The organism is Flavobacterium sp. ZE23DGlu08 (assembly GCF_030505335.1).
GTDB classification, from domain to species: Bacteria; Bacteroidota; Bacteroidia; order Flavobacteriales; family Flavobacteriaceae; genus Flavobacterium; species Flavobacterium algoritolerans.
Genome location: NZ_CP130045.1, coordinates 263,308 through 289,067, shown reverse-complemented (window position 1 = coordinate 289,067; position 25,760 = coordinate 263,308). Strand labels below are relative to the sequence as shown.

14 protein-coding genes are annotated in these 25,760 nt (G+C 35.2%); 10 read left to right on the top strand and 4 right to left on the bottom strand.

All coding sequences use genetic code 11. The annotated features are described in order from the left end of the window. Nucleotides 1-41 precede the first annotated feature (41 nt). From Q1W72_RS01290 to Q1W72_RS01270, 5 genes are all read left to right on the top strand, one after another. On the top strand, nt 42-8,618 hold the full coding sequence (locus tag Q1W72_RS01290) for a LamG-like jellyroll fold domain-containing protein (RefSeq protein WP_302136880.1): 8,577 nt from the start codon (nt 42-44) through the stop codon (nt 8,616-8,618). Between the two features lie 59 nt (nt 8,619-8,677). Beyond that, nucleotides 8,678-9,595, top strand: a complete 918-nt coding sequence (locus tag Q1W72_RS01285; RefSeq protein ID WP_302136879.1) for a hypothetical protein — start codon at nt 8,678-8,680, stop codon at nt 9,593-9,595. An 830-nt stretch (nt 9,596-10,425) separates the two neighbouring features. Next, nucleotides 10,426-10,989: an RNA polymerase sigma factor gene (locus tag Q1W72_RS01280; RefSeq protein WP_302136877.1), complete on the top strand. Its 564-nt coding sequence runs from the start codon at nt 10,426-10,428 to the stop codon at nt 10,987-10,989. Nucleotides 10,990-11,225: 236 nt separating this feature from the next. Further along, the gene (locus Q1W72_RS01275; protein ID WP_302136875.1) at nt 11,226-12,395 is read left to right on the top strand and encodes a FecR family protein; all 1,170 of its coding nucleotides are present in this window, start codon (nt 11,226-11,228) and stop codon (nt 12,393-12,395) included. Between the two features lie 131 nt (nt 12,396-12,526). After that, a complete protein-coding gene (locus Q1W72_RS01270) occupies nt 12,527-12,751 on the top strand; it encodes a hypothetical protein (RefSeq protein WP_302136874.1) in 225 nt (74 codons plus the stop codon). A gap of 120 nt (nt 12,752-12,871) precedes the next feature. Here Q1W72_RS01270 and istB read toward each other — a convergent pair whose 3' ends face one another. Both istB and istA read right to left on the bottom strand, forming a co-directional pair. Next, nucleotides 12,872-13,609 carry an IS21-like element helper ATPase IstB gene (gene istB / locus Q1W72_RS01265; protein ID WP_113667236.1) on the bottom strand — a complete coding sequence of 246 codons (738 nt, stop codon included), beginning with the start codon at nt 13,607-13,609 and terminating at the stop codon, nt 12,872-12,874. Nucleotides 13,610-13,626: 17 nt separating this feature from the next. Next, the gene (istA, locus tag Q1W72_RS01260) at nt 13,627-15,174 is read right to left on the bottom strand and encodes an IS21 family transposase (protein ID WP_158730039.1); all 1,548 of its coding nucleotides are present in this window, start codon (nt 15,172-15,174) and stop codon (nt 13,627-13,629) included. Nucleotides 15,175-15,234: 60 nt separating this feature from the next. Here istA and Q1W72_RS01255 point away from each other — a divergent pair, with 60 nt between their 5' ends. Genes Q1W72_RS01255 through Q1W72_RS01245 form a run of 3 tightly spaced genes read left to right on the top strand, consistent with a single transcriptional unit; the run spans nt 15,235 to nt 22,804 of the window. After that, a complete protein-coding gene (locus tag Q1W72_RS01255; protein ID WP_302136872.1) occupies nt 15,235-15,405 on the top strand; it encodes a hypothetical protein in 171 nt (56 codons plus the stop codon). A 53-nt stretch (nt 15,406-15,458) separates the two neighbouring features. Next, nucleotides 15,459-19,694: a hypothetical protein gene (locus tag Q1W72_RS01250; RefSeq protein WP_302136870.1), complete on the top strand. Its 4,236-nt coding sequence runs from the start codon at nt 15,459-15,461 to the stop codon at nt 19,692-19,694. A 26-nt stretch (nt 19,695-19,720) separates the two neighbouring features. Further along, a complete protein-coding gene (locus Q1W72_RS01245) occupies nt 19,721-22,804 on the top strand; it encodes a fibrinogen-like YCDxxxxGGGW domain-containing protein (protein WP_302136868.1) in 3,084 nt (1,027 codons plus the stop codon). A gap of 99 nt (nt 22,805-22,903) precedes the next feature. On the opposite strand, the gene Q1W72_RS01240 is transcribed toward Q1W72_RS01245, so the two are convergent. Together Q1W72_RS01240 and Q1W72_RS01235 are read right to left on the bottom strand one after the other, a co-directional pair. Next, entirely contained in the window at nt 22,904-23,689 is a 786-nt protein-coding gene (locus Q1W72_RS01240) for an anti-sigma factor (RefSeq protein ID WP_099715279.1), read from the bottom strand. Then, complete coding sequence (locus Q1W72_RS01235) at nt 23,689-24,219, bottom strand: RNA polymerase sigma factor (protein ID WP_099715280.1); 531 nt, start codon at nt 24,217-24,219, stop codon at nt 23,689-23,691. Before Q1W72_RS01235 ends, Q1W72_RS01240 begins: the two co-directional genes overlap by 1 nt. 230 nt (nt 24,220-24,449) lie before the next feature. On the opposite strand from Q1W72_RS01235, the gene Q1W72_RS01230 reads away from it, so the two are divergent. Together Q1W72_RS01230 and Q1W72_RS01225 are read left to right on the top strand one after the other, a co-directional pair. Continuing rightward, on the top strand, nt 24,450-25,103 hold the full coding sequence (locus Q1W72_RS01230) for a DUF4331 family protein (RefSeq protein WP_099715281.1): 654 nt from the start codon (nt 24,450-24,452) through the stop codon (nt 25,101-25,103). 72 nt (nt 25,104-25,175) lie between these two features. Further along, nucleotides 25,176-25,727, top strand: coding sequence for a DUF4331 family protein (locus Q1W72_RS01225; protein WP_099715282.1), 552 nt, complete (start codon nt 25,176-25,178; stop codon nt 25,725-25,727). The last annotated feature ends 33 nt before the right edge of the window (nt 25,728-25,760 follow it).

Below are 25,760 nucleotides of genomic sequence, written 5' to 3'. Positions count from 1 at the left end.
GTTTTTGCCTAGTTTTTTATTATTTAAATAAAATAATCATCATGAAGAATTATAGTATTTTACTATGCCTAATGGTATTAAGTTGCAGCACCTTATTAGCGCAGGAACAAAAAGGAGTGTCCACTGTAATTGGTGCAGCTGCTTCACAAAAAGATAATTTGAACCACACACTAACTCAAAAGGTAAACGGCGTTAACAAAACATTTACCATCCAGCATGTTGGTATTCAGATAGGAATGCCATATATGGGGGTAACTGATAAACCATACCTCAATAATCCTACACAAAACTATAAATATGATTTAGGTTTCCCTTGGGGAATTCGCTACCGCTATAATACCTTTTCAGAGGATGCTTTTACGGTGTCTAAAGGTTATTTTAGCGATAGGATAGAACTCAATTGGGATATCAAACAGAACCGGGAGAAAATTGTAAGTATATCGGTTTATAGAACAGAAGATATTGATAGCCAAAATCCAAGCTGGGGAACTGCTTTAAAAACCTTACCAGCCGATGCCGGAACTTTTGTGGATAATAATGTGGAAGGTGGCAAATTGTACCGTTACAAAGTTGCAGCAAGAGGGGTTGAAATTGAAGGTTTAGAAATTCCTTACAGTACTTTTATCACAGGCATAGGTTACAGAAATCCAACAGGTGTGATTACTGGTAATGTAAGTTTTACAGGTGGTAATCCGGTAAAAGATGTATTGGTAGTAGCAAATCCAACAGGAACTTCCTTGCGTTTTGGTAGCTCATTAAAAATACCTGCCGGAGGCTATGTTAATGTTCCCAGATTGCATAAAAGTCTTAAAGATGCTTTGACTTTACAGGCTTGGGCAAAACCTGATGATAACAAAGCATCATCGATAGCTTTATTTACGCTACTAAGTGATGCCAACCAATCATTAGCTTTTAATCTTAATTATTCGGTTGGTAAATGGATTCAATTAAAGATAGGAGATGAGTCAGTGACACTTTGGGGATATTATCCAACTGGCGAAATTGATAATAAGGGGGATGATATTTTAGAGCCTATTGATAATATGCCTGCTTCTTTTATTCATTGCAGTGCAGTAATTAGGGATAATAAGCCTGTTGAATTTTATATTAACGGGAGGTTGATTGATGCAGCTTATACTAATAATATGTCTAGTATTTTAGCAAAAAGTGGTTTACCGGCAATGAAAATCGATATTACGAATCATCCTGTCAAAATCAATGCTTCATCAAATGGGCAACCACAGTCATTTACACATTTTACAATGGGAGGTGGTCATACTGCTTACCTGGATGAATTTAGGGTTTGGGAAACAGCTTTGACTCCGGCTCAAATAAAACGTGATTATCGTCGCTACTTACAAGGTAATGAAGCATTTTTGAACACCTACATCATTGCCAACGAAAAAATTGGCGATTATGCATATGATTTAGCACATACAGGTTTTAATTTTCATGGTAATAATGCCAAACTTAGCAACCCTTTATTATCAGTGGCAAATACGCCAACTTTTGATAACAGCGGAAATAACATCCCAACCAATGCCCAATTAGGTATTTTAGGAGTAACGGATGAGTTTGGGAATTATGTGATATCAGCCGTACCATACAAAGGAAACGGAGATTCTTTTACCATAATCCCTTCATTAGGTAAACACGAATTCAATCCCAAACAACAATTGGCTTACATTGGTGTAGGCTCTACCGTAATTAACAAAGTGGACTTTATAGATAAATCGTCTTTTGTTTTTAAGGGAATTGCGGTTTATGATAGTAGAGATGTTTTTCCTAAAACTTCAGATGCTCCCATAACTGGTGATATTAAAGAGAATGAAGCTTACAATGCTTACGTAAAAGGTAATGTTAAATATCAAAAAGGAGAATATTGGGCGGTAAAAGACGCCACTGGGAAAATAACACAATTGAATAGATATGCGCAAATTCCAGTTCCAGGGGCAAACGTCTTTATTGATAATGTACAAGCCATTGATGCCTTCAATATACCTATTCAAACCGATATTAATGGACGGTTTACCATTGAAGTACCTATAGGGCAACATGCAATTAGCATAAGTAAAAGCGGACATACTTTTGATTTTGAAGGCAGGTATCCTGCCAGAAATATTTCTGTAATAAATGGAATAACTACTACAACAAATACCTATCAAGATTTCTTTGAAGACCGCGACGAACCCATAACTTTTATTGATAACACTAAAGTTACGGTTGTGGGCAGGGTTGTAGGCGGAACAGTACAAGCAGACAAAGAAATTGGATTTGGTGCAGATGGTAAAAAAACCTATGCTTATAAAGATGCAAACGGCGTAAGCAGAACCACCGTTTACACTTCTGAAAACAATATTGGTACAGCAAATTTAACGCTTGGTTACCTACCTACAGGTGCAACTAGCGTAACGCCAGAATATAAAACCAGTTTTACAACCAATGCTGAAACAGGAGAATATCGTGTAGCATTATTACCCTTAAATTATATATTATCTAAAAATGATTTAACATTTACCAGTGGTAAAAACCCCGATAATATCCCAATTTTAGACGCTGATAGAACCATTAATTTTACTGCAATTAATGGATTAAAATATCCAACGTTTGTTCAAGGTACGGATACCATAACAGGAAAATCCTATCAAGAAGTATTAAAATTTACTCATGTTGCAGCACCTATTCATCAGGTATTAAGCCAAACTTCTGATCAAACTATGGTTAGTAATGGCATCACCTATACCATAGCACCTTCACAAACCACGCCTATTTACACCCAGTTTTTAACTTATAGTATTGAGGTACAAGGGCAAGAAATTTATAAAAATTACGATAAAAGTTTAACCAATCCGTTAGTAAGTACGGTTCCGGTTGAAGGCGGAGAATTGGTGCCGACCAATAATTTAGCGTTAGAAGAGAGTGAAAAAATTGAAGTTTCGACCAAAGATCCTAGTATTTTGATTTATAGTTTTCAAGGAGGAACACCAAATACCGATATAGGAACAGGTTTTAAAAGAACAATTGATTTAAAATTTAGAACAAACGGTATTGATTATCCTGTACTTAATTATAAAAAAGATGGTATTGTATTAGGTGGTGTGAGCGATGGTTCGCAAACATTTGTAACCGCAGGACCAGAAATACCAGATATTATATTAAGAGACCCACCAGGTTCTGGTAGTTCTGCAACGATAGAAAAAGGTTCTTCTTTTAGTTTTACTAAAGAAACTACAACAACAGGCACCTCTGGAACCGACTTTAGTTCAACGATATCTGCTGGAACCACATTAACATTGTCGGGAGGTATTGTGCCATTGCCAGAAATTACAACTGAAGCAACAGCTGATGCTACAGCAGGAATGACTTCTACCAGTTCAACTACTGATGGGAAAAGTGTGAGCACTACGTATTCATTTAGTCAAACTATTTCTACTAGTGATGACCCAGACTGGATTGGAAGCGATGCCGATATTTATATTGGAACTTCGGCCAATCAATTTTACGGGACTTATAACGATCTGGTAGTGACAACTGAAAAGAATACTGTGCCAATTGCTGTAACCTATATGAATGGTGCGGTTAAAACAGCTGCAAACATATATCCTAAGGTAAATAAAGCCATGTACTTTAGCGACTCGCCAGAGAAAACAACATTTGTCTATACACAGCGTAATATTTTAACTGAGCTTATACCTAGTTATTTAGATATTATTGCCCAAATAAATGCAGGAACACTTAAAGAAAATCAAAATGGTGTACTTACAAAAAGTGCTTACAATTCATCCATTAACCTTTGGAGAAAAATAATTTTAAATAACGAGTTACAAAAATACCAAGCTTTCAAAGATAAAGACCAGTTGAAAGCGTCTTTAAATGCTATTATTGAGAGCTTAAAAGACCCCGTAACTAAAAAATTATCTCCTTCAGATAAGGCACTTCAAGACTTACTAAACAAAACTTTTTTTGAAAACATTTCTTTTGATGCCGGTATAGGCGAAATAACAAAAGGGCTGGGTATTGGGCGTTTAAGTTCTACTTCCTATGCTTATGAAGTGCAAGTAGATGAAGCTTTTATTGTTGCCTCAGGACTTACGGTTAATGATTCTGGTTTTGCTATGGAAAGTACAACTACTTCGGGGTCTGGTTCTGGCAGTACAGATACGGATGATGATGAAGAGACTACTACCATTACATATACCTTAAAGGATAATGATGCAAATAACCTATTAAGTGTAGATGTTATAAATGCTTTTGATGGCAATGGACCAATTTTTATTACCAAAGGTGGGCAAACATCATGTCCGTATGAGGGTCCAGAATTATCCCATTTCTACAACCCAACACATCCAAATGTTACTAACCCATCAGCCACTATTGTAGATCTTCCTACAGCTAGTCAGGTACAGTTGTCTTTACCAACTGTAGCGATAGAAAAACCAGAAATAACGGTGAACGTTGCGAATGTAGTGGGGGTTTTTGACGGTAGAAATGCAGAATTTGTACTTCAGTTGCGCAATACAAGTACCGTAAATAAAGACGCTACTTTTAAGCTTTACATAGACCAAACTACAAACCCGGATAATGCTGCTATCAATATAGAACCTAACGGAACTTTTATTACTATTCCCGCTGGTAAAACGGTGCCATACACCATGACACTTAAAAAGGTGAAACAAGATCAGTTTGATTATAAAAATATCAAAGTAATATTAGAATCTAGTTGTGATGGAGATGCAACAAGTAGTGTGCTGGTATCTGCAAATTTTGTTCCTGCTTGTTCGCCGGTTGCTATTATAGCACCATCAAACAACTGGCTATTGAACAGAAATACGGCTGACATTGGAAATGTAACGAAACCCGTCAACATAAAACTAGGTGATTATAACACCAGTTTTGCCAGTTTCCAAAAAATTAATTTGGAGTATAGATTGAAAGGAACACCTAATTGGATTGGTTTAAGAACTTATTATAAAACGCAACAAGATTATAATGTTGCCTTTACTGGTGGAGATACCAATATCGAATTGATTGTAGGAACGGAATTAAATTATGCTTGGGACATCGCCGCACTAGGATTAGCTAATGGAAGTTATGAGCTAAGAGCTCGTACAAGTTGCAATAACCAAACATCATTTGAATCTGGAATTATAGAAGGAAAAGTAGATCTTAATGCTCCGGTTCTTTTTGGTACACCAACACCAAAAAACGGTATTTTAGGTTTGGGTGATGATATTACATTACAATTTAATGAGCCCGTTAAAACTAATGGTACAGTTACTAAATTTGAATTTTTGGTCCAAAAAAACCAAAGTCCAGTAAAGCATGAAGTGTCTTTAGCTTTTAATGGATCAAACAATACTACTATTATTAACAAACCAGCTATAAATTCGGGCGATTTTAGTATAGAGTTTTGGTTGAAAAATACCAGCCCTTCTGGAACATCTGTCCTGTTAAACCAAAATAATGGTATTAAAATAGAATTGATAGATAGTGATATAAAATACACTATTGGCGGTCAAAGCATTAGTACATCAGTCACTAAAGACAATACCTTCAACCATTATGCGCTTTCGTATGATGCTACGGCAAATACCTTGAGAATCATTGAAAATGACGTTGAAAAAAAGGTACAACAGCTTAACGCCAAATTAAACTTTACGAATGAGAATGCAATCATAGTAGGAGGAAACACTTTCAAAGGAAACCTGCACGATCTCCGATTCTGGAAGCGTAGTATAACAAGAGAAGCTTCGGTAGCCAATATGAATAGCATTTTAAACGGCAATGAAACAGATTTAATAGGCTATTGGCCCATAAACGAAGGAAACGGTTTGATTGCTAATGATTTGGCACGATACAAACATCTAGCTGTTACCAATACCAATTGGGATATTAGCCCAAAAGGCACAGCTTACAATTTTAATGGGACAAATTACCTTTCCCTATCAGAAACAGCCAAAGTGATTCTGTCTAAAGAAATGGATGCTACACTTTCTTTTTGGATGAAAACCAATCAAACAGGAGCCGGAACATTAGTATCAAATGGAAAAGGTGATGCTAGCGATGCTATTGAAAGCAATGGGTATAGAAATAAATGGGCAATTAGTTTAACAGATACAGGTACTATCGAATTACAAGCAGAAGCGAAGAAATTCCCTTTTGGAAACATCAAAGTGAATAATAACAGTTGGCATCATGTGGCATTAAGTTTAACCCGAAATGGCTCAGTCAGAATGTACATTGATGGTAATCAAGTAGATTCACATGCAAGTAATGAATTAGGTGGATTTACATCAAGTACTATTTTCGTAGGTGCCAGAGGTACAATAAGTCCTTCAAGTATAGACCAAAATTATGTGGGCTTAATGGATGAATTGTGTATTTGGGGAGCAGCCAGAGATGCTGAACAAATAAAAGCAGACCAATACCATGAAGTAGATTTTAACACTACAGGTTTACTGCTGTATGCTAACTTAAATAAACCAGAAGTGACTAATAGTTTTGGCCCAAGATATTATTATCCGTTAACCACTTCTGAAAAAACGAGTAGTTATGCTTTATTAAACGATAAACCACTTGCCTTTGCTGAGGAAACTCCAGCTATTAAGCCATTTCGCCCTACAGAATCCATTGTTGTCGATGGAGTAATCAATGGAGATAAAATAGTATTGAATCCACAAATTACAGACTGGTCAAGCATAGAAGGAAAAGTAGCTTACATCACGGTTTCTAACCTTAATGACATGGCTGATAATAGACAAGAATCTCCAATCACATGGAGCGCCTTGATCAATAAAAGCCCTATGAAATGGTTTGTGGAAGGACATACAGATGTGGTGAATTTAATAAAAAGGACCAATGAAAATCTCTCATTTGACATTACGATAATTAATCGAGGTGGAACAACCCAGCCATACATTGTTGAGTTGCCAAATTGGTTAACATCATCTACAAATTCAGGAACCATCGCGCCTAACTCTAAGATGACATTTACGGTAACAGTAGATAGTGATCTGGCAATTGGAAATTACAATACTATTTTATCCTTAGATACCAATTATGGTTATAATGAAAAAATACAATTGGATTTAAGGGTATTGGAAACAGAACCTATATTAGAACTTGATCCAAGCAAGTTTAGCCAATCAATGAGTATTATTGGAAAAGTCAAATTAGGTACTTTGTTTACAGATGATCTTTATGACAGGGTGGTTGCGACAGTAAACGGTGAAGTTCGCGGAAAAGCAAGTGTTATATATGATGCAACTTTTAAGGAATACCTTGTATATCTGACAGTTTATAGTAACGAAGTCAGCGGAGAAAATATCTCATTTTATATTTGGGATGCTTCCGATGGAAAATTAAAAGAAGCCACTTTGAACAACGAGTTCACCATCCCATATATGGCAGATGAAGTTATTGGAACATATGCCAGTCCCGCTATTTTTAATAATACAGAAGTAACTGGTCAGCAAATTTCCTTTAACCAGGGCTGGACATGGACCTCTTTTAACGTTACTGATGCTCGATTCGGAAATTTAAACGCACTTACAAAAAGTCTCGTTCTAAATACTTCGGATTTGATAAAATCAAATGCTCCGGCATTATTTGATGCTTATCAGATTAACGCAGCGAATCCGGCTGAAAGTGGATGGTCAGGAACGGTATCAAGTAATGGTGGTATTTCAAACATTAAAATGTATAAAATAAAACTGTCATCGGCACAAAAATTAAATATCAAAGGTGTTCCTGTAAATTTAAGTACTTGGTTTTTTGATTTAAATCAAAATTGGAATTGGCTCCCATTTGTAGTTTCAAAAAATGTAACTGTTTCAGATGCTTTAGCTAATCTCAATGCCAGTGAGGGTGATTTTATAAAGTCTCAATCTCTATTTGCAATTTACAGCGAGTCAACTGGTTGGAAAGGATCATTATCCTATTTAAAAGCGGGCGAAGGGTATATGTTAAAAACAAATACAGCCCAAAAGTTTACGTATCCTGAATATTTGAACTCATCAAGTGGCAAAATGAGTACTCAAAAGACAGCGTTTGTAAGCAGTACTGAAAATGAGTTATTATCAAACGAATATGCACAATTCCCGAATACGATGAGTGCAATTGTAAAATTACCTAGCGGCTTTGAAAGTCTTGCTTTTTACAATGATGCTGGTCAATTAAGAGGAAACACTATGACTCAAAATATTGACGGTACAGATCTGGCTTTTATAACTATTTATGGCAATCAACCAGAAACACTTACTGCTTATATTGGTAAAGGAAAAAGTAAGCAAGCGACTACTAAATTGATTCTTTTTTCTACAGATACTATCTTGGGTAGTATTGCTGATCCAGTGCTAATTGATTTATTGGAAGAGAAAATAAGTATATACCCAAATCCTTTTTATCATGATCTAGAAATTGTAATTGAAACCAAAGAAAGAGGAGATGCAAAAGTATTAATTTACAATATGCTTAGTCAAGTTGTATTCGAGGATACTTTTAAAATCAATTCGGATGCTGCAGTATTAAAAATAAATCCTGCGATACCTAGTGGTGTTTATCTCCTTCAAGTACAAATTAAGGGTAAAGTAATAACAGAAAAAATAATAAAAAACTAAAATAATAATTCCGGAAAAGCTCTATTTAAGAATCCTTTTCCGGAATAAATATCTTTTTTATGAAAAAAACAGTATTGTTATTAATCCTATTTTGCCTTTCCGTGCAAGTAGCTTTCGCTCAGCCTCCTAATTGGTCAGTCAACGAGAATGACTATCAGTACACCATGACTTTTGTAGCAAAACTCAATGTGGATGGGAAACAGTTAATTGCTCAAAATGATAAAGTGGCTGCATTTATTGGCAATAGTTGTAGAGGTGTAAGTGGAGTAACTTATGTTGAAAGTAAGGGAAATTACTATGCCTACCTTACCGTGTTTTCTAATACACAAGGAGAAAAAATATCCTTTATGCTCTATGATAGTACCACTGATAAAACTGTGGCAGTAAGTAAGCAAACAACATTTGAAGTAAATGAACACAAAGGTAATTTATTTCAATCCTACAGTATTGCAGCACCTTCGCTCAATGATAAGGCAGAAATCCTCACGTTTGATTTTCAGGATATAAAAAGTGTCTCATCAACCATTAGCGGTGGCAAAGTCAACATCAGCTTACATGACAGCTATGATTTAACTACATTAAAACCAATATTTACCCTGAGTAAAGGTGGAATACTATTGAAAAATAAAGCAGTTCAAAAATCGGGCGAAATTACAGATGATTATTCTTCAACAATAACTTATGAAGTGCTTTCCGAAGACGAATCAAGCCTTAGTGATTACGTGGTTACTGTTAGCACGACAACTGCTCCTACTTTATTTTATAAAAAAGATGCTGTTTGCGATGCAAATGGTGCGATAAAAGTGGCATCAACTCAAGAAGGAGTATCAGTGGTACTAACCGCTGATGGCGAAACCGTTTCGACCAAACAAATTTTAAACGGAGAAGCCATTTTTCCAGATTTAGAAATAGGAACTTATATCGTGACAATAGAGAATGAGTGGAAACTAATCAATATAATTTTAAAAGAAAAATAACTATGAAAACGTTTAAAAATAGCTTTACTATTATCGGAATTTTGATAGTATTGATTTTATTCTCAGGATGTAAAGCAGAGTCAATACCTTGTAAGAGTGTTCCTCAAGGAGATTATGTATTAGTGAAATAAGTTTATATTTAAAATGACTTTTCTAGAAATTTATCTTTGTAAATAAAGTTACTTCAGAAAATTGATTTTATAATTTTTGGTATTTCAACACAAATGAGTGTTATCGATGAATTGTCATCATGCGAGAAGTTATTACGAAAGTATGAATATTTTCACTTTCATATAATGGCTTCACAAAATAAAAGCAATAATTTTTAGATTCCATTAAAAGCAAAAAATGCTTTTGATTTGGTTGCTTACTTGGAATATAAAATTGTGCGTTTCGGTATATATAGCTAAAAAAAGCACTGTAAAAAATTAAATTTACAGTGTTTTAAAAAACATATATAGAAGTAGTGGTCCCTTCCTTCTTGGGACAATTTTGAACCATTTTCTTTAAAAGATCAGAAGCTTTAGAGTTCTTTATAATTTGTTTAATAAAGCTATAGAATACATTAAGTTTATTCTTAACCCAAGATTTACTTTATTAAGCATATCTAGATTGGACATGCTAACTGATACTTTTTTATCAATTTATGTCAAATTGCTAATTATAATTTCGTTTTTAATTTTTATTTTGTTAAATATAAATTGATCCATTTATTTTATTAATTATAAAAATAATATTTTTATATATTTGTCAACTCTTCAATAAATTAATATACTGTAATTATGGTAATAATAATATTATCAACTGTAAATTAAAGGGTGATCAAATTAATGTTAGAAACAAAAAATTATAGCGAGCAGTTACTAGTTAGTGAACTTAAAAATCACAACGAAAATGCATTTCGTAAACTTTTTGATCTCTATTATCAAGACATTTATGGATATAGTATAAGTCTTCTTAAATCTATGGATCTTGCCGAAGAGAATGTACAAGAAGTCTTTTTGAAAGTTTGGTTGCATAGAGAAAATCTTAATATCGAGCAATCTTTTAAATCCTACTTATTTACCATTGCCAGAAACCAAGCATTTAATTCTTTGAATAAAGCATCTAACGATGAAATTCTCAAAGAAGAAATTTTTTATAGCAGTCAGAAATCATACGATCAAGGCGATTACTCAGTGAGGGAATCTGATTGCAAAAAATTAAAAAAAGAAGCTATAAAACAACTTCCGCCCAAACGCAAACAAATTTTTAAAATGTCGCGTAAACAAGGGAAAACCTACGAAGAAATAAGTCAAGAATTAGGAATTTCTGTAAATACTGTTAAAAGCCAAATGAGTAAAGCACTCGAATCATTACGGTTATTTTTTCAGCTTCATGACCGAGTACTATAAATCATAAAATCCTTAAAAAAAGTAATCACTCTCTATGAGTGATTTTTTTGCATTTATTTCAAAAAAATCACCACATCTTTGATTTCAATTAAAATGCTCATTAACATAGTTTTATGTTTTAAAAATTGATTTTTAAAAATTATTTCATGTTAAATTTAAAAAATTTACAAAGTTAGAGTAGTAGTCAAGACTAATTCAACTGTATTATATAAAGCCATCATAAAAAACAATTCAGAATGAATGAAAATTCAGAAATACAAAAATTACTTCATAAATTTATTTTAAATCAATGCAATGTGGAGGAAAGCAATGAAGTTGTTCGCTATTACAGGCAAAACAAACTCACTGATGATTTTCCCACAGTTGAAGACATACAATTATTGGCTGATGAAGTTCCTGAAATAGATAAAACTACTGCTGATGCCATTTTTTCTAAAATTTTGATCGATGCAAAAGAAGTAGAGGCAACAACAATCGAAACGAAAAAGATTCCAGTATTACGATACCTTTCTATTGCAGCATCAATTCTAGTTTTAGTATCAATTGGATGGTCTTATCAGCAGGGTTTCTTTCAAGAGAAAAACGATGTGATTATAGATCCTAATGCAATCACTCTGCAATTAGCAAATGGAGATGTTCAAGTTATTTCTGAAAACAAAAAATCTCAAGTAACCGATTCTAAAGGGAATGTTGTAGCAAATCAAAATGGGAATAAGATTATTTACGATACTAAAACAGCATTGGAAAATTTGGTTTATAATACTATTAAAATTCCATACGGGAAACGATTTGAACTGAAATTATCAGATGGAACAACCGTGCACTTAAATTCAGGAACCACATTGAAATATCCAGTACAATTTATATCCGGTGAAAATAGACAGGTTTTTCTGGATGGAGAAGCTTTTTTTGAAGTATCAAAAGATAAACAACATCCTTTTGTAGTTCGGGCTGACAACTTGAATATTCGTGTTTTAGGAACTCATTTTAATGTTTCTAATTATCCAGAAGATGATGTTACTGATGTAGTTTTGGTAGAAGGTTCCGTAGGATTACAGGCTGCAACCGAAAAATTTGACTCCCAGAAAAACACAATTTTAAAACCAGGATTCAAAGGTAGTTTTAGTAAAAAAGACAACCGTATTGACACCAAGCCTGTGCTTACTGAAGTATACACGTCATGGATACAAGGAGGCTTGACTTTTAGAAATATGACTTTTAGAAACATAACTAAAAAATTGGAAAGACGCTACAATGTCACAATTGAAAATCACAATAGCAAATTAGCTAATGAAAAATTTAATGCCAGTTTTGCTGAAGAACCAATCGAAAAAGTAATGAGTTACTTTAATGATATTCATGGCATTAATTACAATACAGAAAATAATAAAATAATAATTAAATAACCACTAAAACCAATGAACTAGTATGAAAAATTGAAAGAAGAAAAATAAAAAAATCGGAAAGAGCTGCGAACAATTTCCGATTGAATAAGTGATTGAACCTAACAGATTAAATACAATCAATTAACAAAATTATGAAAAAAAAACCAAAGAATAGCGGAAGACAATTTCCGTTGTTCCAAAATGACCTAAAATTGAAACTAACTACTCTACTTCTTTTGGTCGCCATGTTTACTATTCGAGCCAATACTTCTTATGCGCAAAAAACTAAGGTAAGTTTGGAATTGAACAATACTACCGTGGAAAAGGTGATCGAGACTGCAAATTCCAGTGATATTGACCACCCAATTCCAATTTAAAGTGAGCACCTGATTCCAATTCAAAATGACCACCCAATTCCGGGGCAAAATGACCACCCCATTTTTCATTAAAAACTACTCTTTTTCATCTGTTAATTAGTGTTCAAATATACTTAAATATTATCCTTTGTTTATCCCTCTTTTTTTTCTCATAGATTCTCCATGTAATTCGAGTCGATGAGATTGATGTATCAGCCTATCCAAAATTGCATCAGCTATGGTTTTTTCTCCAATGATGTCATACCAGCCTTGCACTGGGATTTGTGAGGTTACAATGATAGAACCGTTATTATGCCTGTCTTCAATGATCTCTAAAAGGGTAATTCGGTTACTGCTATCCAAAGCTTGGAGTCCAAAATCGTCTAATATAATAACATCTTGCCGTTCTATTTTGGCCAATTCTCTCAGGTAAGAACCATCTGCTTTGGCCATTTTTAATTTAGCAAACAGCTTCGAAGTATTAAAATAACTTACTTTAAAACCTTGGATACAGGCTTGATAACCTAATGCTGTGCCTAAATAACTTTTGCCTACACCAGTGCTTCCCGTTATTAAAATGTTTTCATTTTTTTCGACAAATTCACATTCTGCCAGACGCAGTATGGTATTTCGATCCAGATTACGGGTTTGGTCAAAATTGATACTTTCAATATTTGATTTGTAATGGAATCGGGCGTTGGTGATACTGCGGGCAATACGCCGATTGTGCCTTTCATCCCATTCGGCATCAATAAGCATCGATACAAACTGATCGAGCGTGTAATGGTCTGTTTTTCCGCTTTCAATGGCTGTTTTAAAAGCATTGTGCATGCCGTAAAGCTTCATTTGTTTCATTTTTGTTACTGTGGATTCATTCATGATTACTGTGTTTTAATTTAATTATAATACTGTTTTCCTCTTATGTTAGCGTGAATTGGAAGTTCCTGCTCAGGTTCTTGTTCAAATTCGATATGATCTAAGTTGTTTTCTAAAATATTTTGAATGGTCTTAAAATTGTAAATTTTAAAATCAAGTGCCCGCTTACAGGCATTTATTAATCGCTCTTTCCCTACCTTTTTCTCGAAGTTTAATATTCCCAAACAACTTTTATAAGCCTGTTCAGGATGGTTTCTACTTTCAATTATTTGCATAATATATTCTGCTACTGACTCGTCAATACTACTGGCCCAATCAATGAAGCGGGCAGCACTCCACTGAGCTACAAATTGATGCGTGCTAGCCATATGTTCCGGGATTGTGGTATAGATATAAGGTTTGTAATTCCTTGGATGGATGGCTATTCGATTGTATTTGTGATAGATCTCTACCGTTGATTTGGTATACAATAGTTTCGCTTTTTTCTTGACATATTGATACGGAACGCTATAGTAATTTTTGTCCTGACTTAATTGAACATGCCCATTTTGCATTACTGTTGCAAAGGATTGGTATTTGATTTCAAAACGTTCTTGTGGTAATGGACTTAGTTTTTGTTGTTCATCTTCTAAAAATAATTCTATCCGAGAGTACGGACGTCCTGTGAGTTTTCGACTGTTATGAGCATCCAATAAATCCCATATTTGCTGGTTTAATTCTTCCAGAGAAAAGAATTTAGTTTCTTTTAGATTTACATAAATCCTTCGATACAAGATCTTAACAGCTCCTTCAACCAATGATTTGTCTCGGGGTTTATAAGCCCTGGCAGGCAAGATTGTAGTTTGGTAATGTTCGGCTAAATCAGCCAAGGTTTCATTAATGGTGGGTTCAAAACGACTGCTTTTTATCACTGCAGATTTTAAATTATCCGGAACAATTGCCGCAGGAGTACCTTCAAAAAAACGCATAGCATTTTCTACCGATGTAACAAAATCTTCCTTTTGTTGGCTCATGGAAGCTTCGGCATAGGTGTATTGACTGGCTCCTAATATGGCTACAAAAAATTGTACTTCTTTAATTTCTCCCGTGTCTTTATCAATGATGGAGAGTGTTTTTCCAGCATAATCCACATACATTTTATCACCCGCTTTGTGATTCATGTGCATCACTGGATTGACTCGTTTGCTCCATATTTTATAATGATGTCCAAATTGCGAGCTTCGGTAACCATTAGGATTTAGGACAATATATTGCTCCCACATGTGCTGTATGGTAACGCCAACTTTTTTTAGTTCGCGTTCCATTTTAGGAAAAAAATCATAAAGAAGCTGCAGTTTGGGACTGATTGATTCCACGGTAGTGTGTGAGAACAAAAGTTCTAACTCAGCATCAGTTTTTTCACTAATTACTTCAAAACTTAATCCTAGCACTTCAAATAAAGAAATATACTTCTTTACCGTATTTCTAGAAAGAGATAAGTACTTACTTATGAATAACTTACTTTTTCCGTTACAGTAGAACTTAATTGCTTTTCTAATTTTACTCATGTCTGTTATTTTGTTTGCCATAATCCGTCTTTTTTTAACGAATGTATGGTGCTAACAACATGAAAAAGTAAGTAGTTTTTGATGATCAATTGTACCCCAAAATTAGGTGGTCAATTTGAACTGGAAAGTGGTGGTCAGTTTGCTCCGAAACTGGTGGTCAATTTGCACTGGAATAGGATGGTCAATTTGACTGGTTTTTCCAAGTTAAGACCTATATTGATGCAAGTGTTTTATCGAATTCAACAGCTTTAGCAACTGAAGTAACCAGAGCAACTACTGCTGAAAATGGTATCGCTGCGAATTTGGTGACTGAAACGAATAGAGCAACCACGGCTGAAACAACTTTAACAACGAATCTAGCTACTGAAATAACTCGTGCGACAACAGCTGAAGCGACAAAAGAAGCTGCAGCAAATAAAAGTACTGATGGAACATTTGCAACGAATTCAGATGTAAAATTCCCAACAGAAAAAGCGACAAAAACCTATGTTGATGCTAGTGCTTCATCTAATTTAACTGCTTTGGCAACAGAAGTTGCGAGAGCCACAACTGCTGAAAATACCATTGCTGCAAATTTAGTTACTGAAACCAACAGAGCAACTTTAGCAGAAGGAATAAATGCAACTGCAATTACGACAGAAACCACCAGAGCAACTACTGCTGAAAATGGTATCGCTGCGAATTTGGTGACTGAAACCAACAGAGCAACTACTACTGAAACAACTTTAGCTACGAATCTAGCCACTGAAATAACTCGTGCGACAACAGCTGAAGCGACAAAAGAAGCTGCAGCAAATAAAAGTACTGATGGAACATTTGCAACGAATTCAGATGTGAAATTCCCAACAGAGAAAGCGACAAAAACCTACGTTGATGCGAGTGCTTCATCGAATTCAACAGCTTTGGCAACTGAAGTGACCAGAGCAACTACTGCTGAAAATGGTATCGCTTCAAATTTGGTTACTGAAACCAACAGAGCAACTTTAGCGGAAGGAGTAAATGCAACAGCAATTGCTACAGAAACAAATAGAGCAACTATTGCGGAAACGACTTTAGCCACGAATCTAGCCACTGAAATAACTCGTGCCACAACAGTTGAAGCTACTAAAGAAGCTGCAGCAAATAAAAGCACTGATGGAACATTTGCAACGAATTCAGATGTGAAATTCCCAACAGAAAAAGCAACAAAAACCTATGTTGATGCGAGTGCTTCATCCAATTCAACAGCTTTAGCAACTGAAGTAACCAGAGCAACTATTGCTGAAAATGCTATCGCTTCAAATTTGGTTACTGAAACCAACAGAGCAACTACTGCAGAAACAACTTTAGCTACGAATCTAGCTACTGAAATAACTCGTGCCACAACAGCAGAATTAACAAAAGAAGCTGCAGCAAATAAAAGTACTGATGGAACATTTGCAACGAATTCAGATGTGAAATTCCCAACAGAAAAAGCAACAAAAACCTATGTTGATGCTAGCGCTTCATCGAATTCAACAGCTTTAACAATTGAAGTTGCAAGAGCAACAACTGCTGAAAATACTATCGCTGCAAATTTGGTTACTGAAACCAACAGAGCAACTTTAGCCGAAGGAGTTAATGCAACTGCAATTACTACAGAGACGACAAGAGCAACTACTGCTGAAACTACTTTAGCTACTAATCTAGCCACTGAAATAACTCGTGCTACAACAGCAGAAGCGACAAAAGAAGCTTCAGCAAATAAAAGTACTGATGGAACATTTACAACGAATTCAGATGTGAAATTCCCAACAGAGAAAGCGACAAAAACTTATGTTGATGCGAGTGCATTATCAAACTCAACAGCTTTAGCAACTGAAGTAACCAGAGCAACAGCTGCGGAAAATGGTATCGCTGCGAATTTGGTTACTGAGATTAACAGAGCAACTTTAGCGGAAGGAATAAATGCTACAGCAATTGCAACAGAAACAACAAGAGCTACAACTGCTGAAAATGGTATCGCTGCGAATTTGGTGACTGAAACCAACAGAGCAACTTCAGCTGAAATAACTTTAACAACGAATCTAGCTACTGAAATAACTCGCGCAACAGCAGTAGAATCAACAAAAGAAGCTACAGCAAATAAAAGCACTGATGGAACATTTACAACAAATTCAGATGTGAAATTCCCAACAGAAAAAGCGACAAAAACTTATGTTGATGCGAGTGCTTCATCGAATTCAACAGCTTTGGCTACTGAAGTGACCAGAGCAACAACTGCTGAAAATACTATTGCTGCAAATTTGGTTACTGAAACGAATAGAGCAACTTTAGCAGAAGGAATAAATGCAACTGCAATTACGACAGAAACCAATAGAGCTACTAATGCAGAAATAACTTTAACAACGAATCTAGCTACTGAAATAACTCGTGCCACAACAGCTGAAGCGACAAAAGAAGCTGCAGCAAATAAAAGTACGGATGGAACATTTGTAGCTAATTCAGATGTGAAATTCCCAACAGAAAAAGCGACAAAAACCTATGTTGATGCGATTGCTTCATCAAGTTCTATAGCTTTGGCTACTGAAATTACCAGAGCAACTATTGCTGAAAATAATATCGCTTCAAATTTGGTTACTGAAACCAACAGAGCAACTTTAGCCGAAGGAGTTAATGCAACTGCAATTACTACAGAGACGACAAGAGCAACCACATCGGAAACAACTTTAGCTGCGAATTTGGTGACTGAAACAACCAGAGCAACTACTGCGGAAACAACTTTAGCCACGAATCTATCCACTGAAATAACTCGTGCTACAACTGTAGAAGCGACAAAAGAAGCCTCTGTAAATAAAAGCACTGATGGAACATTTGCAACGAATTCAGATGTGAAATTCCCAACAGAAAAAGCAACAAAAACCTATGTTGATGCTAGCGCTTCATCGAATTCAACAGCTTTAACAATTGAAGTTACCAGAGCAACAACTGCTGAAAATACTATCGCTGCAAATTTGGTGACTGAAACTAACAGAGCAACTTTAGCGGAAGGAATAAATGCAACTGCAATTACTACAGAAACAAATAGAGCAACTACTGCTGAAACGACTTTAGCCACAAATCTAGCAGCATCAATTACTTTAAGCCAAACTTTATTAGACCTAAAAGCACCTTTGGAATCACCAACATTTACCGGGACAGTTTCTGGAGTGACAGCAGTAATGGTTGGATTAGGAGATGTAGACAATACAAGTGATGTAAACAAACCAGTTTCTGCAGCGACGCAAACGGCATTGGATACAAAAGCTTCGAATGCAGATTTAGATCTAAAAGCACCTTTGGAATCACCAACATTTACTGGGACAGTTTCTGGAGTGACAGCAGTAATGGTTGGATTAGGAGATGTGGACAATACAAGTGATGTAAACAAACCAGTTTCTACAGCGACGCAAACGGCATTGGATACAAAAGCTTCGAATGCAGATTTAGATTTAAAAGCACCTTTGGAATCACCAACATTTACCGGAACTGTTTCTGGAGTGACAGCAGTAATGGTTGGATTAGGAGATGTAGACAATACAAGTGATGCAAACAAACCAGTTTCTGCAGCGACTCAAACTGCATTGGATACAAAAGCTTCGAATGCAGATTTAGATTTAAAAGCGCCTTTGGAATCACCAACCTTTACAGGAGCACCATCGGCACCAACTGCTACAGCAGGAATTTCTACTACACAAATTGCTACAACTGAATTTGTTACTGATGCTATTGCAACTGTGAGTGCAAATACAAGTACTAATTTTGTTGATTTAACTACGAATCAAACTATTGCTGGGACTAAAATTTTTAGTTCAGATGCGACTATTAATGGAGTTACTATCGGAAGAGGTAAGTTTAATGAAAACTCAAATACAGCAATTGGACTTGGAGCTTTAGAAAGTAATGCTGGTTACGCAAATACCGGAATAGGTAGAGGAGCTTTAGCATTGAATGATAACGGAAATGGAAATACTGCACTTGGATATATAGCACTGTCTAATAATGTTTCTGGTGGGAATAATGTTTCCATTGGAGGTTCAACTTTGTTAAATAATATTTCAGGTTCACAAAATACAGCTATTGGTAATAATGCAGATGTTGGTTCTGATGGAATTACAAATTCAGTTGCCATTGGTGCAAATGCAATCGTAACTGCATCTAATACGATTCAATTAGGCTCTGATGGAAGTGGTTCTTTTAGTGCTATTACAGATGTTAAAACAAGTGGTAATTTAACTGCAGCAGGATATAAAATACCAAGTGGTACCGCGTCTCAATATTTAATGGCGGACGGAACAGTTTCAACTGGAGCTGTCCCTGTGAGAGAGATTGCAGATGAATTTACCGCAACTGCAGCTGTAATAAATTTCACTTTGTCTCAAGCGCCATCTACAAATAGTAAAGTAAAAATGTATGTGAATGGTATTCGAATTAGTAACTCAGCGTATAGCTGGACAGGAACTACATTAACTTATATTCCTGCTAATAATGGCTCATACACATTATCGGTAAACGATAGAATTCAATTTGATTATTTTTATTAATAAATAGCTTCTAATACAGTTATATCATGAAGTTTTATAAAAAAATATTTTTCTTTTTTTTGATCGTTGCCACTTTAGAGGGTTATGCACAAAATACTTTAGACAATTTAGGACTGACTGGCGGCACACCTGCAGCAGTTGCCTATAGTTTGAGGAAATTAAGTACTTCTTATGTTGGCAGTGCTATACAAGTTCGCCGCAGTACTGATAATGCCACACAGGATATTGGTTTTGATAGTAATGGAGATTTAGATACAACAACGTTATTGGCTTTTGTAGGTTCAAATGATGCTTTTGTAACTATTTGGTATGACCAAAGTGGAAATGGAAGGAATTTGATTAAAACAGATAATAACGTTCAACCCAAAATTGTATTTAATGGCACTTTTAAATACATTGGAACTAGAGTAGCTATCGATTTTTCAGGAAATAAAGGGTTAGTTTATTCGGGATCATTAAGTTTAGCCAGTATCACATCGGTGATAAAATCAGAAAGTATGAATTGGCCGAGTTATCATACCATTCTAGAGGGAAGTCCAAGAATAGGAGGTATATTGGAATCTGGAGGTACTACATTTCATTCTAATGTTTATCCGCTTGCAATATGGAAAGATGGAATCCCAAAAACAACTGCTGAATCTCTGGCTCCGGTTAATCAAGCCATGGTTTTGTCCATTAGCACTCGAACCGATAACTTAACTCAAGTATTTATAGGCAATTACGATGGTGGTAATAGTGGAGGATCGATATTACAAAGCGAAGCAATAGGATTCTCATCTTTAAATGCTTCTACTATTCGACTGTCATTAGAATGCAATCAAGGCACTTATTATGGAATCGCCATGACTTTGTGCACTACAGCAATAGTGATTAATCCTTCCTCTTCAACTCATTTAGAATGTGTAGGAACAACGGCAACCCCTTTGAGCGTTCAGGCTTCGGGGCAAAATCTAATTTATCAATGGTACAGTAATTCTAGTTCCAGTACAAGCGGAGGAACTTTAATAGCGGGTGCTACTGGAGCTACTTTTATTCCGCCAACTACAGTTAATGGCACTACGTATTATTATGTTGTTGTTTCAGGATTGTTAGGATTGCCAGTTACCAGTGCTATTTCGGGTGCTGTGACAATTGAGACTTTGTCTACAGTTATTATTACTCCAGCATCAGCTAGTCTTAATTCAGGAGATTCAATTACACTGACTGCTTCTGGAGCCAGTACTTATTTGTGGGGTACAGGTTTGACTACACCTTTGGATCAAGTTCCAACCTGTAAGCTAGCGGTTGGTCTTCGTTTACTACGATCTGATTATACTGGATTTGCGGTTCGCTTGAGACGCGATAGTGACAATACGGAAGCTGATTTTGGATTTATAAATACTGATTTAGATACAGCTACAATTAGTACTTGGCTGGGTGTTTCGGCAGGTTACTGTGTAAAACTTTACGATCAATCCGGGAATGGAAATGATATGATGCCATCTTCTGTTGGTGCACAACCACTGTATGTTTATAATGGATTGAATAATAAACCTATTTTAAGATTTAACACCGGACAAAACATAAAAAATAATGTAAATTTTACACCTCCATATACAGTAGTATATGCCGCAAAACAAACAGGTCCGAGTAGGGGTCGAGTTCTAAATGCTAATAACAATAACTGGTTGTTAGGTTGGTGGAATGGAAGTAAAAGTCAAGCTTATTTTGATGGTTGGGTTTCTCAACCTGGTGGGATATCAGCAGACAACAATCCATTTGTATATACAGCAACAGGAACTGGTAGTGCTTCAACAATTTTTGAAAACGGGATTTCTAAAACGGTTAATACAAATGGAGGATCTACTGGACCAAATGGTTTAAGGATTAATGAAAGTGAACCTTCAGATGCTGATGTGGCTGATATATTTGTTTTCAATTCTGTATTATCTGATTCAAACAGAGAAGCCATTGAAAAAAGTACTGCTTCTTACTACAATATTTATGGACAACCAATGGTAGCCGGCGAAACATTAACAGTGAGCCCAACAGAAACGACCACGTATCAAGTTACTGGTTACTCTGCTAATGAAGGCTGTTCTGTTTCCAATAGTGTGACTGTAACCGTACTGAACAATCCCAATTTAAGCAATTTTAATTTACAAATAAAAACGTATTTCGATGGTTCTTATACAATTACACCACCAACTAGTATTAGCACTGGTGCTATTACTTATGCAAGTAGTAATACTGCTGTAGCAACCATCAGTGGAACAACTGTAACAATTGTAGGAGCAGGAAGCACTACAATCACGGCTAGTCAAGCAGGGGATGCGACTCATTTTGGGGATTCCATAAGTGCTACTTTAACAGTAAATGCAGTTTCTGTTTTAACAAATAATGGTCAAATTTCGGATACTGATTTTAATTATATTAATAAAAATGGGGCATTGGCCACAAGCAATTCATTAACTAAATACGGTCAAGCAGTTTCTACTAAATCCAACGATGGATTATCAGCAGCATCAGCGGGAGTGAATGCTTTACAAATAAAAGCCGATTATCCAAGCGCTGCAGATGGATTGTATTGGATTACAAATCCAAATATAAATGGAGGAACTCCTTTTCAGATTTATGCTGATATGACTACTGACGGCGGTGGCTGGACGTTGATAATGTGTAATAATAATGGTTCAGGTTGGGATGGGAATAATGCTATTTTAAGAAATGAAACGGCTCCAACGATTAACGGACAATATTCCATCATTGCTTATGCAGATTATCTTAAAAAGAGCAGCAGTGGTTTTCAATATATGATAGATGCAACAACACGAGGGCGATGGGGAGGAATTTGGACAGCAAATCAAGCATATAGTTTTGTAAATACTAATAATACTCAAACAGATATTACTTTAAATACAAAATTTGATTCTTGGTCTTATCAAGGAAGTGGAATAGAACAAATAATGCCATGGTATTCTCAGGGTTCACAAGGAGCTATTACGACAAGTAATGATGCTAACGGTGATTGGTGGGGAACTTTAGTTTCAACTAATGGTTTTAGTCCTGCACCATGGTTAGGTTGTTGTGGCAATTCAGATCCGGGAATTATTTGGTATTGGGTACGATAATATAATATAATTGCTTGAAATAGTTCTTGAGTTATTTCCATAAAAAAAGGTTCAACTGTAAAGTTGAACCTTTTTTAGTATTACAGAAAAAGAGATGATTTACACTTTTCCTAATGTATATAATTGTTCCATTGTAGGAGTTAAGCTTCCACCTTTTGGCTCAAGTGTGATTCCAAAAGCTTCTGCTTCATTAGCATTATTCACAGCAAATAATTTTTGCTCATTTGCATCAAAGTTTTCCAATAATCCAATGCTTGTAGGAGTCAACGGGCTTAATTTTAATGCCCAAACCTGATAAACCATTCCTTCTGGTGGCTCAGGTAAACCTGCTGCATCAATATAGACTACTTTAGTATCTTGATTCCAATATACTTTTGCAAAAGATTCTGGAGCAACTACTTGTCCACCAAGTGCTACAACAGTATTTTTAGTGTCTCTTACAACCGCTAAACTCGTTTCGTTAGCCGTGTTTTTTAATTTTAAGACATTAAATTCTTTCTCTAATTTAGCTTTCTCAACTTCAGTATTGGCTACTTGCGTAGTAGTTTCATCTAATTGATTGTATTGATATCCAATACCAACCAATAATAGAATTGCTGCTGCCCAACCAACATATTGTGACCAATTGCTGGTAGGCTGTAACTCGATTACTTTAGCATGTTTGAGTTCCAGTTTAGCTTTAATTTTTTCATAATTAGCCACAGAATGAAACGGTGAAAAGCTAGATGATAAAGCAACAATGGCTTTTTCTATCGCTATAATTTCGTCGTTAATTTCCGGGCTGTTTTTCGCCATGGTGCTTACTTGTTCGTTTTCGGGTTCACTTAGTAAACCGTAAACATAAAGCTCCAGGATTCCTGATTCTATATATTCTTTTGTTTCCATTATACTTTCAAATAATTTCTTAAGTCATTAATACAATTTCTATTTTGTGTTTTTACTGTTCCCAAAGGAATTGCCAATTCATCAGAAGCTTCTTGTTGGGTATAGCCTTTAAAAAACAGTAAATCTATTATTTGAATACATTTTGGTTTTAGTCTTTTTACAAACTCTTGCAATCCAATAGTATCCATTTTGTCGACTAGTTTAGAACTGTCTTCAAAGTGATTTACGAAATTATCTGTAGAAAGGTTTTTTTGACTGTTATTAAAATTTTTTGAACGCAGTTTATCTATAGAAGTATTTCTGGCAATATTCAGGATCCAAGTGTAGAATCTTCCTTTGCTCTCATGGTAAGAATCAATATTCTTCCAAATTTTTACAAATACTTCCTGAAGCACGTCTTCTGCTTCTTCTCTGTTTTTTACGAGAACATTTATAACCGAAAATAAACTTTTGGAATACATATCATATAGATGCGTAAATGCCCTTTCGTCTTTCTTATAAATTAATACTAATAACTCTTCTTGACTCATATCTTACTATTTTACTTATACAAACTTATACAATCTTATTTAGAAATGATTGATTTAATGATTGTCAAGATAATAAAAAAATTAAAACTAAAATAATTATATTTTATTTAAGTATTTAAGTAATTGATTATCAATTATTTAAATATTTAATTGATTTTTTATTAAGATTTTTAAAACCAAAAGAAACACTTTCCCGTAAATGCCTTTATAACCTTTTAATTTATAACAAAATGAAAAAAACAAAAATGATTTTAGGTCTATCGCTAGTGGCGATTTCGGGCTTAATATTAGTAGCAGCGGATCACATAGATGCTCCGGCTACAATGTCTGGCGATGCGGGTGATATTACTGATGTGTACGCCTTCCAAGGTCAAAACACAAGTAATTTAGTATTTGCAGTAAACACTCAAGGATTGTTAAGTCCTAATGCTACAGGTGCTGCTACATTTAAAGAAAATGTAATGGTTGAGATCAATATTGATAACACAGGTGACAATGTTGAAGACTTAGTGATTCAAGCAATCAAGAGAGATGACAAAATGTATTTCTTCGGACCAGTTGCTCCGGGAACAACAGGAACATCAAGTACAGTTAAAACGACTGCTGCTACAGGAAATGTTACAATTTCTACTTATGGTGCAACAGCTTTAACTGCTGAGCAAAACGGAATGAAATTTTTCGCAGGACCAAGAGACGATCCTTTCTTCTTTGATTTAGGTCAATTTAAAGCAATCCTTGGAGGAACTGCTTCAGGATTTAATAATCCGGGTGTTGATACATTTGCAGGAACTAATGTAATGTCAATTGTAGTAGAAGTTCCAAAAACAATGTTAGGTTCTTCAAGCACAATAAATGTTTGGGCTGAAACTAAGAAAAAACAATAATTATTTTATTAAAAAAGTAAAAACATGAAATCGAATATTTACGATTTCCAAAACACTTAAAATATAAAGATCATGAGTAAAACAAATAAATTCAAAATTATAACAATCGCGCTAGTAGCTGCAGTTGTTTCAGTAAATTGTGATAATGACGATTCAAACGGTGGTTCTGTAAGCCTAGATTTTTCAGGAACTTATGTTCAGCAAGATCAAATGGCAAGACCGGCAATCAATACTGTATTCGTTGCTTCAGGGCAACCTAAAGATGATTTTAATGCTGCAATTCCTTCGGCAATGGGAGCTAAATATCAACCTATTTTTCAATCTAGATTATTAGCTTTGAATTCTGCATATACTACTAATGCTTTAGGACAAACAGCTGCTCAGCTTACAGGTCTTTTGGCTACAGATGTATTAGGAGTTTCTAAAACAGCAAAAACGACTTTCTTTGACGGAACTAATATCTTAACTGGTAGAGCTTTGGCAGATGATGTAATTGATGTTGAATTATTATTAATTTTTGGTGGTTCAGCTGGTACTTCTAACCCAGGTCTTACTAAAGATAATGTAAATGCAAATGATAAAGCATTTGGTACAACTTTCCCTTACTTAGCTTCTGCTTGGTAATATTTTCTAAAAAAAAAACAGAGCGCTTGCAAC